This window comes from Allomuricauda sp. M10, from assembly GCF_020782875.1.
In the GTDB taxonomy this organism is placed as follows: domain Bacteria; phylum Bacteroidota; class Bacteroidia; order Flavobacteriales; family Flavobacteriaceae; genus Flagellimonas.
Genome location: NZ_JAJGBN010000003.1, coordinates 220,793 through 233,262, shown reverse-complemented (window position 1 = coordinate 233,262; position 12,470 = coordinate 220,793). Strand labels below are relative to the sequence as shown.

Here is a 12,470-nt window from a genome sequence, read left to right as displayed (position 1 = left end):
CAAAAATTTAGTGTTCGCTAATTTAATTATTAATTGGTTAAATAAACAATTAAAATTTCCATTTTAACGGCTTTTCTTTAGAAAATAACCATCGAATTAATCCGATTCCTGTTAATGCCCCCAAAGAATTTGCCAAAACATCACCAATTTCGGCCATTCGGTCCGTGGTGAACAAGTATTGTAATAGTTCTATCAATATGCCATAACATATGGCGGTCACTACCGTGATCATTGTTGCCTTGCCCAAAGGAACATTTCCTTGGGTACGCTCCCTTAAACACAGACTACCCAAAAATGCGAACCCGGTATAGAACACAAAATGTGTCATCTTATCCGCGTAGGGAATGTGTATTTTACCTGTATTCAGATGCAAGGTAGAGAAAGAAAATAAGCTGAGCATTGTGACAAACACCGCCCAGCCTATAAACAATAAGGTATATCGGTTTGCTTTAAGCACCAATCAATGCCTTGTAATCGTCAGCGCTCAAAAGTTCTTCAACTTCGGCGGCATCACTGATTTTTATCTTGATCATCCAACCATCACCATAAGGATCAGAGTTTACCTTTTCGGGTTCATCTTCCAAAGCCGAATTGAACTCGATAATTTCACCGGTCAATGGCAAAAAAAGATCGGAAACCGTTTTTACAGCCTCCACGGTTCCAAAAACCTCTTCCTTGTCCAAGGTCTCATCCAAGGTTTCCACTTCAACATAAACGATATCTCCCAACTCTCCTTGGGCAAAATCGGTTATACCAACTGTGGCAATATCCCCATCGATCTTAACCCATTCGTGGTCCTTGGTGTACTTTAATTCTGATGGTATGTTCATTATAATAGGTTTGAATTAGTCGCTGGGCAAATGTAACGGATTGCGGATAGCTTTTCAAACAATACCTTCAATTAAATTGAAGGAAATTTGATTCGATTCCAGATTAGTTTCCAAAGTTGTACCGCAAGGTAAACCCACCATTGATGGTCGTTTGCGGAAATGCTGTGGATACCGCAAACTTGGAAAAAGAATGGTCGTAGAAGAAAAGGGCATTCAAACTTTTGCTCAAGGCGTAATCGGCCGTGAATTTCATGGAGACCAATTTCTGACCAGAAGTGATCTGGTTATTGTCGATATCCAAGTTTCGGATAATGGTGATGTTATCTCTTAACGACAAGTCGGCCTTTAGGTTCAAGTCTCCCTTCAATCTGGTTTTTTCGCCTCCAATATTGGTAACGAACTTTACATCTTTAAATCGATAACCCAAACCAAGGGTATACTCCTTTCCATTGATCTCGGTCAACAGATTATTGTCAAAACTCATGGACAAGGTCCTATCCGTGCGCACTTCTGCCAAAAAGCTAAAGGAATTGACCATTTCAAAATCTACGCGCATCAACGGATTGAACTGATCGGTAAGCACCACGTTATTGATCAAGGTCTCGGGCAACAAATCCCCTGTCTCGGCATCAAATTGGGTATTCTGGCGCTCCAAATTGGTCTGGAACTGGTTGATACTGTATGCGGCACGATAGCCATGGCTCAACGAGAATCGTTTGAATTTCTTTTTGAACCAGCGGTTCTTCATCAAACCGGTGTACTTAATATTCCAGTTCGGAATCGGAATTTCTCGGAACGCGTCCAAATTCACCCGGTTCACATCTTGTCCTGTATAAGCAGCGAAGAAGGCTGGCAACAATACCTCTTGTTGGGTTTTTCCATACATTTCAGGGAAGCCATCCTCATCCAATTCCCCTGGATCTTGACCCCGGTCGGAAACCAAACGATTGGCAATGGTGATCCTGTTCTGCTTGAACTGTTCAAAGGTCTTGGAATCAAATTGGTCGCTCTTGTTGAAAATGGTACCAATCATAACAGTAGAAATACTAAAATTCCCCATTTCGTTGACCAAGCCGTCCTCAAAATTGATCCATTGCTCCGGACTATAATTTTCTTGTGATGTGTTCGTGTATTGTCTGTCCGCACTAAAATCGATGGTGATATCCTGGGTAGGCTGGGCCGTGGCGGTCAGGTTCAATTGTTTCCTTGTATTTTGGATGTATTGCGAATTGTATTCGGGATAACTTGTCAACCAGCCATTACGGGCAGCTTCGTAGCGTACATCGGACTGACTACCGAAAACAAATCCCAAAGTGGGTCTTGCCGTTCCGATGAATCCTACCGATTGGGTGTACCCTGGCAAAACGGTACCGTTATTCTCACTGTAGTTGATGTTTATCCTTTTTACCATCGTCACCACATCTACCAACGTATTGAAACCTTTACTGGTCTTTCTTGGACCCTTGTCTTCTTCGCCACCTGCAGGGTTGCCCGCTTTGTCCCTTCGGATGGGTTGCTGATTGGCCGTTACCTTGCCATCCTTTTTCTTCAACCCCAAAAAGTCGTACAGGCGTTGCATGCTCAAGTTGGCGGTCAGGTTATGGGTATTGGCATTTTGAACTATGTTTACTTGTTCTCCAGGATTTTGTAATTGTATCACTTCATTTAAAGCATCACCTCCACGCTGCCAATCAAAATTGCTCGTATAGGTATATTGGGCATTGATGAAATTCAAGAACGGAATCTTGCTGAACGGCAATTCGTAGTTCAACTGCATTTGTTGTGCATGGCGGTTGGGTTCCCCAATGTCGAAGAAACCATCCCAAAGATCCAACGCCTGGTTGATACCCGAATCGGAATCATCATCTACATTGAAATAATTACGAACAATATTGTTATTGGATGCGGTTAGGTTTACTCGCAATGATTTGGTAATACTGTAATTCAAGGCATATTGCCAATTGAAAAGATAATTTCGCTGTTGCAACAAAGGCAACGCCAAGGATTCCACCCCTGGTTCCAACACATCCCTAAAACGCTGTTGATTAAAGGAACGATTGTAGTTTGCATTGACCGAAATACTGGTTGGCAACAAATTAAAGTTCAGATCCTTTAACCATTGCCAGTACTTGCTCATGAACAAGGAGTCCTTTTTGGCAAACGGGGCCACACTGGCCGGCTTAAAGTTATAATTGTACACCGCACCTGTGGTCACATTTTGATCCTTCAGGTCGGCCACCTCAAAATCGCGGTGATTGGTTTCGTTGTATGAATAATTAAAGGTGAAGTTTTCAATATCGAAGAAATTTTCCTTCGCTTCTTCTCCCCTGTTCTTGCGCACCCCAATCAAGTTGAAACTCGTACGTTTGGTATAATCCTCGGCCTGTTTTTTAATGGTTTCCGCTTCTTCGGCAGTTGATGCAGCGGCGATGCGATCATCCAATTTTAAATCGTCATACACGGGATCGAACTCTGGTGTGATCAAGGTTTCAGAAATTCCGTAGTTGAAAGGCAATTGCAGGTTCCATTTTTTGGGGAACAATTGGCCCACATTCACATTTGTGACCACATCATACGAAATGGCATCTTCCCTAGATCTTTCGTTCGGGGTTTGATCAATGGAACCAAATCCCGAGGTACTTTTGCTACCTGTTGCCGTAACGTTTGCAAAATCGGCCATGTTGGCGTCCAAAGCGGCGATAGCTGCCCATCCCCCTTTGTTGTCCAAGCCAGCCATACGCAATTCGTTGAACCAAACCTCACCACGGGCCGGCACATCATCAATGTTCTTTACACCCACCATCATGGCACGGATGCTTCCCAAAGATGGATTTCCACTGATTCCAATTCGGATAGTTCCCAAGGTCCTTGGTGCGAATTCATCCACAAGCACCGCTTCGCCATCCACTATTTCATAATAATTGACCTGGGTAAGGGTTTGGTCGGAAATGCCCCTGGCCTTTACCTTGTTCAAATCACTTAAGGCGATATTGATCTCGTTGACATCGGGCCAGATTTCTTCTGAAGTGGAAGCACCATAAGAGGTAAACTGCAAAGGCAATTCAATTTGATAGAAGTTCTCGGAAAAGTCGGTTCCAATACGAAGGAAACCAACCAATGGGGTATCACTATCGGAATAATCCCCGTTCAATATTTTTTCGGCGTGCATGAACATTTTAAGGCGTTCGTACTGCCTCACATCAATGTTCACACTTTTGAAAACACCTCTGGAATCCTGAGATTCCAAATTTTCCACTACAAAAGACAAGGACTGTTCGTTCTGACGGATGATGGTGTTGTTGTTGTTCAACTGTTCCCTAACCACCCCTGGAGGCAACACATACGGTATGGGTTGTCTGCCATAATTTTCCTCAATGTTCACGGTGTTCACATCCGTTACGGTACCATCATCAGTTGGATCATTGTCCACATCTGGCTGAAGGGAACTGGTATACGTTCTCCAATCGCCACGCACCAAATCCAAAGTGGCAAAACGGAGCACTACGTCATTGGTAAAACCGGTCAGGTACATCCTCATAAAACTGATGGACCTAAAATCGGCAATACCACCTACCGCATCGGTAAAATCGCTCAATGGAATTTTATACTGGATCCACCTTCTGTTCAACTGTGTACCGTTGGGTAACGTTGGGGTGAGTCCTTCACGGATATCCGTCACGTACTCATCATTGATGGTGGTATTCGGTTTGATCTGGATACGATATTCGTAATAACTGTTCACCGTGTTCATGGTAAGGTCCCTATCAATGTCCTCCACATCCGGAAGCGTAGTAGAACCCCTATTGGTATTGGTCACGGTAATGGGAGAGTTTCCTTGGGTATTGTTAAAATCGAGGTAACGATTCAAGATGCTCCCTTCCCTGTTCAAGTAATATTGATAGTTATCCAAAGCCGGATCACTTGCCGGTCCGTTATAAATGGCTTGTTCCTCGGTGTCATTAAGTCCATCCAAACCGGCATCTTGGGCCGTCCTGTTAGCTTCGTCCGCATCAAAGGCATACACCAATGATTGTGTGGAGGGCACTTGCCCCCAAATGGTTTCCCTTGGGACTTCATTATTGGTGGTTGCAGGAAGTCCGTTCTCGTATTGTTTACGGCCATCCTTCAAAATATCTTCCGAAATGTTACCCAAGTTCAAGACTAATTCGCCCACATTGGCATCCGTAGCTTGTCCATCTACATAAGGATCCAACACCCAAAACTGAACAAACTCCACATTGGATTGCTCAAAGTTGGTGCTGCTCAAAGGCCTCATGATACCCGCCCATTTGTCGTTGGCCGTTTCATTTTCAAAAGTTGGGTTGGCATTGTATGGCCCCTTTTGATTGGGATAGTATGCAATATCCAACGTACTTTGTACTTGGGTCTGGCCTTGGGCAATATCGGTTTCGGTAAACACCTCATCAATGAACACCCTTCGAGTGGCGTTCAAGGAAATATCATTGTCCGATAAGCTGGTAGGTCTTTGGTTGGTATAAAAAATAGGGTCGATGGTGTACCAAGCCATTTTGGCCCTTTCGTACCCCACATCAATTCCTGTTCTGTCCTGCAAAAATTCTACTGGAGGACTTGCTAAGGTCCAACCCAATGAAGAACGGATATCAATCAAAGATTGTGCTCCCTCAAAATCATCGATATAGGTTGTGGTCTCTCCTTGAAAATCGGCGTTCTTTGGCGAGTTCGGCTGTAAAAATGCCACTTCTCCCCTCAAGGATAGATTGGAAGGCACATCGGTATCAATGTTAGGTAACTTGTTCGCCAATCGGGTCAGGAACGGAATTTCGGTACTGAAGTTTCCGTTCAGACCAAAAATGGTATTGTTCACGGGCTCCACTCCGTAATTGGATTTTTGGGTTAGTGGGCGCTCGTTCAGATTGAGCATGGTACCTCCCAAAACAAAATTTTCGTTGAACTGATGTTCCACGTTCACACCAGCAAATCTTCTTGTCTGTTGTCCGAAAACTGCATTGTTTTCCACAGAAATGTTGATCGGGGTATCCGAAGCGGCCAAGCTAGGGTCCAAGATCTGGACCGTGCCCGCTTGATAGTTCACTGTATAGTCGATACCTTCCTGCAATTGTCTTCCTCCTGCGGTCACGCGAACCGAACCTTGTGGTACGTTAAAGGCCCCGATCGGGATGCCGTTGTTTCCGGAAGACTTATATCGACCTTTGATCTGAAAACGGTTTTTTTCCGCATTTTGAAGGGAGGCTGCCTTGGTTTTGGCATACATATTCCTAAATACGTAACGTCTTTGGTTGGAGTTGTATCCTTGGTCATTTTCCACATCATAGGTACCTCCTCCAAGTAAATCGAAAAGGAACTCCCCGAAAGGTTCCACCTTGGTAAAGATGATGCGCCCCGACTGGGAATCTACCGTAATGCCTTCGTAATAATCGAAAAATCCATCACCACCGGGTTGAATATCGTTATAGGAGTTCAATCGGTCCAAGTTGAAAACCCGAAGCAAAATCTGATCTTCCAAACCGGATGGCCACCCAATGTTTTGATCAACAGGCGTTATGTAGTTCCTTGGTGTAGGATCGGAATATAGAATGTTCAACCTGAAATCCTCTTGGCTCAATTGATAGGCACCTGTGGAATAGATGTTTTTCATCATCAAATCCCAAATAGGATCCTCCACATTGGTGATGTTGCTTTTCAAAAGCTTCAAAATCAATGTGTTGTTCTCAATAAGGTTGGTTGTAGTTGAGACGGTAGTAGCATCTATCCCACCGTTGGCAAATTCACCTACCTGATACACCTGTCCGTTAAACGTATACTGGAAGGCAACACCCAATACCTCATCGTTACTCAAACTTTGGCTCAATGAGATATATCCTAATTGGGGATCAAAATCATAATCCCTACCCGATTCCAATTTTCTTGCATTTTCAAGAATGGCATAGTCGAATCCTTGGTTCACAGGATACCCTGGAATGTTAAACCCAGATTCCACTGTGGCGATATCGCGAATGGATTGCGTCAGTGCTCCACTTCCAATTTGGTTAGGGTCATAGGCGTTTGCAGGGTTTTGTGGTAATCCTGATGCAATGGCGGATGGATTGAAAAATCCGGCTGGATCGCCATTGTTCCGTCCGATTCGGGTATTATCCTCATTGGCCTCACCCAAATCCTGGATGGCTACCACATTCCGAACATTCTGTGTCTGTTGGTTCCTGTTGGTCACCCAAACTTCCAAACGGGTAATCTGAACCTGACTTTGGATAAACGGATAATTTTCGAGTGCACGGTCATAATTGTCCCTAAAATAATGGGCCAAGAAAAAGTGCCTGTCCTCGTCATAATCCAAGGCTGTCATGGTAAAATCCTTTACCTGTCCACCACCTTGTGCCACTACTGTATTGTTTTGGGAACGCTGTTCCGAAAAGACAGCCGTAACGGTGGTTTTCCCAAACTTCATTTGGGTCTTTACCCCAAAAAGACTTTGTGCACCGGTAATCAAGGAACTGTTGAGGGGCATGTTCACGTTACCGATTTCTATTTTTTGGAGAATATCATCTTCCGTTGGGGTATAATCCAACTTTACCAAATTCTGAAAATCGAAGGTGGCCTCTGTGTCATAATTGGCGGTCACCTGAAGGCGCTCCCCCACTTTTCCAAGTAAACTCAAACTGATACGTTGATCAAAATCGAAAGACAGGTTGGTCCGGTTACGGGGCGATAGGGCCGGATTATCATTCTTTTGCCACAACACACCCAAATCCATGGCCACTGAACCTTGGGGGATCACTTCAATTGTATTGCCACCAAAAATGGATTCGAAGAAATTACTGTTCACATAAAAGTTGGGCAACAGGTTTTTTCTGGCTTCCTCACTACCTTCCTTTTTACCGGCATAAGCATCCGACTTTTGCTTGAAATAGGATTTCATCTGCTCCTTCCGAACCAGTTCGTAATACTGCTCCGGGGTAAGGATAATGGGATAGTTGATATTGAAGTCCCCAACGCTTTCCGTATAAATGTAACGGTCGGTCTTGGGATCGTAGGTATATTTGGCAATAATGCTATCGGGATTGTTTAAAATAAGGCGACCAAGCTCCACTCCGGTCGGTACGGAATCCTGAGCCTGCTCGGTAGTTTCCTGGCCTTTGGCAATTGCCACGACCATAAAACAGACCATAAAGAAAATGTACTTAAAACGTGTTGGTTTAAGTATTGGTTTCGCCCCTCTTTTCAAACTAGTTACAAATTTTTCAGCGCCAGTTTTATAATGTTCTCTACGCTAAGTGAAGTGTCTTGGGCAACGACCTTATCCACCACCTTTTCAGATTGCTTTCTGGTGAAACCAAGAACCTCTAATGCAGATAACGCTTCTTCTTTATTTGTATTGTTTGTTTGAGGTGAAACTTCACCCATATCGTAAACTTTCAAAATCTTGTCCTTTAGGTCCAAGATTACACGCTGTGCCGTCTTTGCCCCAATGCCCTTTACGGCTTGGATAGTGACCACATCGCCACCGGCAATGGCATCCCTCACATCACTTGGGGAGAGTGAAGATAACATGGTTCGCGCGGTACTGGAACCCACCCCGGAAACAGATATCAACAAACGGAAAACTTCCCGTTCGGAACGCTCCGCAAATCCGAAAAGAGTGTGGGAATCTTCCTTGACCAATAAGTGGGTGTATATGTGGATGTTTTCCTGATCCTTGAGCAAGGAAAAAGTGTGAAGGGAAATGTTCAAAAAATAGCCTACCCCATTGCACTCCACGATAACGTAGGTCGGATTTTTTTCTGCCAGTTTTCCTCTTAAATGTTCTATCATCAGGTTTTTGGATTGCTTGTGTTGCGGGTTACGGAATTACTCCTCGCCCATTCGAGCTTTTCTTCTTTTTTCCCTTTCTTGGGCATCGATGACCGCCACGGCAGCCATATTCACCATTTCATCCACACTGGCACCCAATTGAATGATGTGGGCCGCACGTGGCAAACCAACCATGATCGGACCAATGGAATCGGCATTGTTCAATCCTTTCAACAATTTATAGGTAATGTTGGCAGATTCCAAATTCGGGAAGATGAGGGTGTTCACCTTTTTGCCTGAAATTTTGGAAAACGGAAAATTATTATTGGAAAGATCGGAGCTTAAAGCAAAATCCGTCTGGATTTCCCCATCCACAACCAGTTCGGGGTTACGTTCATGCAAAATGCGCACGGCTTCCCTGACTTTTTGGGCGTGTGGGTGGGCCGATGACCCAAAGTTGGCATAGGACAACATGGCCACTACGGGATCAAAACCAAAGGTTTTGGCAACATTGGCGGTCATTTGTGCAATTTCTGCCAGTTGTTCTGCATCTGGGTCTATGTTGATGGAAGTATCCGCCAAAAACAAAGGCCCCCTTGCCGTGATCATAATATTCACGGTGGATGCATTCTTCACTCCTTTGGCCCTTCCCAAAACCTCAAAAACGGGACGAAGCACACGTGGATATGATCGGGAGTAACCTGAAATCAATCCATCCGCATCCCCTTCCTGCAACATCATGGCACCAAAATAATTGCGTTTGCCCATGTTTACCCTAGCACTGTATTTGGTCTCCCCTTTTCGTTGCCTGGATTCCCAAAGTTTCAACGCATATCTTGTTCTCATGTCACTGAACTCATCGGAACGTGGATCAATGATAGGAACTTGTGCATCAAAATCAAGGTCTTTCTTTAACTGCTCAATGGTTTCCTTATGACCTAAGAGAATAGGTTTCGCAATGCCTTCGTCATGAACAATTTGGGCTGCCTTCAACACATCCAACAATTCCGCTTCCGCAAAAACGATACGTTTTGGATTTAGTTTGGCCCTATTGTGCATCAAACGCACCACTTTGTTATCGTTGCCGGAACGTTGATACAATTCCTCCTCATATTTGTCCCAATCTTGAATGGGCGCTTTGGCCACACCACTTTCCATGGCAGCTCTGGCCACAGCAGGTGGGATTGTGGTGATCAAGCGGGGATCAAATGGTTTTGGAATGATATAGTCTTTACCGAAGGTCAAGCGTGTAGTATCGTATGCAATATTTACCTGTTCGGGAACGGATTCGCGGGTCAAATCTGCCAGGGCCCTTACGGCCGCCATCTTCATTTCTTCATTGATCTTGGTAGATCGAACGTCCAAAGCGCCCCTAAAAATAAATGGGAATCCCAGTACATTGTTCACTTGGTTCGGATGATCGGAACGACCCGTTGCCATGATAATATCCTCTCGGGTCTTACAGGCCAATTCGTATTCAATTTCTGGATCGGGATTGGCCATCGCGAACACAATCGGGGTATCTGCCATGGAAAGCAGCATCTCTGGAGTAACCACATTGGCAATGGAAAGTCCAATAAAGACATCAGCGTCTTTCATGGCTTCCTCCAACGTATCAATTTTTCTATCTGTGGCGAACTCCAGTTTTTCAACACTGAGATTGGGTCTATCGCTTCGGATTACTCCCTTGCTGTCCAACATCACAATATTTTTGGCACTCGCCCCAAAGGCTTTGTACAGTCGGGTACAAGAAACCGCAGCAGCACCTGCGCCACTCACCACGATCCTTACTTCCTCAATTTTTTTATTGGCTATTTCCAAGGCGTTCAACAAAGCAGCGGCAGAAATAATGGCCGTACCATGTTGATCATCGTGCATTACGGGAATATCAAGTTCTTCCTTCAAGCGTCTTTCAATTTCGAACGCTTCGGGGGCCTTGATGTCTTCCAAATTGATACCTCCAAAAGTTGGGGCAATGGTCTTTACCGTTTCGATAAACTTCTCAACATCTTCCGTATCCAACTCAATATCAATCCCATCGATATCGGCAAAAATCTTAAATAGCAAGCTCTTCCCTTCCATTACTGGTTTGGATGCTTCGGGACCTATATTCCCCAATCCCAAAACCGCGGTACCGTTGGAAATGACGGCTACAATATTTCCTTTGGCGGTGTATTTATAGACATCATCCTTGTTCTTTTCAATTTCCAAACAGGGTTCTGCCACTCCCGGTGAATAGGCCAAAGCCAAATCACGTTGCGTAGCATATGGTTTAGTGGGAACGATCTTTATCTTTCCAGGTTGGGGCTCTGCATGATACTGCAATGCCTCCCGTCTTTGTTTTTCCTTGCTCATAAGTTAGCCAATGATGCGGTAAAGTTAGGGCATTCCGATATTTTTAGGGAATAATCAAGCTATCAATTATTGATACCATGTTACCCTAATGTTCCTAAAAGGGAGATCCCATGGTATTCGATTGGTATCCTGAAGGTTATATGTCCACCTCTGGAATATTGGAGCTTTTTGGCATGTTCAAACGTGTGGCCAAAAGACCGGCAATTACAAAAAACACACCTGCAAAAAGCATGGCATTTACGGAGTTTCCTCCTAAAAAATTCTTGAATATGGGTCCGAAAGATACGGTCTGAATGCCCATGGGAATTACAATCATCATATTCAAAATGCCCATATACACCCCTCTCCGTTCCTGTGGCACAATTTTGGAGACCATACTATAAGGGATTCCCATCATGGCTGCCCACCCAATACCGAACAATACCATCGGGAACAATACATATACCGGATCTGAAATATGGGGAATGGCAATCAAAGCAATGGCGGTGCCAAAAAGACTCAGGGCATAAATCTTCTTACCTCCAAACCGAAGGGTAAGCGGAACCAAAATCAAAGCCACAACGGCGGTGACCACGTTATAAGTAGTACTCATTTTGGCTGCTTGTGCGGCTGCTTCGGAAGTATCATAACCCATGGTAACCCGGAACAAGGGCGTTATAAATTGCCAATACACAAAAAGGGCATACCATTGAAAGAGGTACACGGCCGAAAGTCTCCACATAAATCGTGGCATTTCTTTGACCGCGTGGCTGATCTCCACAAACGGCATTTTAAACCTTTCGGCAAAGGGAAGACTTTTATGCCTGTTGATTTCTTCCAATTCTTTATCCGACGGAGGAATTTCAGGGGTCTTGAAAACAGACCATGTAATGGTCGCTATGGAAAGGAACGATCCTATAAAAAACGAATAGTATAACCATTTGGGAATGGTTCCTTCAATATCCTGACCTCCTCCAAACCAATCCTGAAATAAAAACAGGGATGCATTGGCCAACAAAATACCCGCTCCAACAAACAAACTTTGCATTTGATACCCTATGCTCAATTGTTCATCGGGCAATTTATCGCCTACAAAAGCACGGTAGGGTTCCATGGCCATATTGTTACCCACATCCAAAATCCAAAGAAGACCAACGGCAAACCAAAGGGCGGGACTCAACGGAAAGGCAAAAAGACACAAACTACCCATAAGGGCACCAATTAAAAAAAACGGCTTTCTTCTGCCCCATCGAGGGGACCAGGTCTTGTCCGAAATGGCACCGATCAAAGGTTGAATCACCAATCCGGTAACAGGACCAGCAATGTTCAAAATGGGTAGGATTTCCTCTTTTGCACCGAGAAAAAGAAAAATGGGATTGATGGCACTTTGCTGTAATCCAAAGCTATATTGGATTCCAAGAAACCCAACGTTCATATTAAAGATCTGCCAAAAGCTGAGTCTGGGTTTTATTCTGTTGAGCATAGTCTGAGTTTGGTTAATTTTCTATTGGATATATC

At 44.3% G+C, this 12,470-nt stretch carries 6 protein-coding genes; all 6 read right to left on the bottom strand.

The features are described from left to right. Positions 1-49: 49 nt before the first annotated feature. Positions 50-400: a VanZ family protein gene (locus LKX84_RS09970; RefSeq protein WP_228237022.1), complete on the bottom strand. Its 351-nt coding sequence runs from the start codon at positions 398-400 to the stop codon at positions 50-52. Between the two features lie 49 nt (positions 401-449). Beyond that, positions 450-830: a glycine cleavage system protein GcvH gene (gene gcvH / locus LKX84_RS09965; RefSeq protein WP_228237021.1), complete on the bottom strand. Its 381-nt coding sequence runs from the start codon at positions 828-830 to the stop codon at positions 450-452. A 103-nt stretch (positions 831-933) separates the two neighbouring features. Further along, positions 934-7,995, bottom strand: coding sequence for a cell surface protein SprA (gene sprA, locus LKX84_RS09960; protein ID WP_228237020.1), 7,062 nt, complete (start codon positions 7,993-7,995; stop codon positions 934-936). Between the two features lie 62 nt (positions 7,996-8,057). Then, positions 8,058-8,639, bottom strand: a complete 582-nt coding sequence (gene ruvA, locus LKX84_RS09955) for a Holliday junction branch migration protein RuvA (protein WP_228237019.1) — start codon at positions 8,637-8,639, stop codon at positions 8,058-8,060. A 36-nt stretch (positions 8,640-8,675) separates the two neighbouring features. Then, positions 8,676-10,973: an NADP-dependent malic enzyme gene (locus LKX84_RS09950; RefSeq protein ID WP_228237018.1), complete on the bottom strand. Its 2,298-nt coding sequence runs from the start codon at positions 10,971-10,973 to the stop codon at positions 8,676-8,678. 136 nt (positions 10,974-11,109) lie between these two features. Continuing rightward, positions 11,110-12,435, bottom strand: coding sequence for an MFS transporter (locus tag LKX84_RS09945; protein WP_228237017.1), 1,326 nt, complete (start codon positions 12,433-12,435; stop codon positions 11,110-11,112). Positions 12,436-12,470 lie beyond the last annotated feature (35 nt).

What these genes read in the sequence shown, in the direction of transcription:
- LKX84_RS09970 (WP_228237022.1), bottom strand. Translation starts at nt 400, where the DNA reads ATGCTCAGCTTATTTTCTTTCTCTACCTTGCATCTGAATACAGGTAAA.
- gcvH (WP_228237021.1), bottom strand. Translation starts at nt 830, where the DNA reads ATGAACATACCATCAGAATTAAAGTACACCAAGGACCACGAATGGGTT.
- sprA (WP_228237020.1), bottom strand. Translation starts at nt 7,995, where the DNA reads ATGGTCTGTTTTATGGTCGTGGCAATTGCCAAAGGCCAGGAAACTACC.
- ruvA (WP_228237019.1), bottom strand. Translation starts at nt 8,639, where the DNA reads ATGATAGAACATTTAAGAGGAAAACTGGCAGAAAAAAATCCGACCTAC.
- LKX84_RS09950 (WP_228237018.1), bottom strand. Translation starts at nt 10,973, where the DNA reads ATGAGCAAGGAAAAACAAAGACGGGAGGCATTGCAGTATCATGCAGAG.
- LKX84_RS09945 (WP_228237017.1), bottom strand. Translation starts at nt 12,435, where the DNA reads ATGCTCAACAGAATAAAACCCAGACTCAGCTTTTGGCAGATCTTTAAT.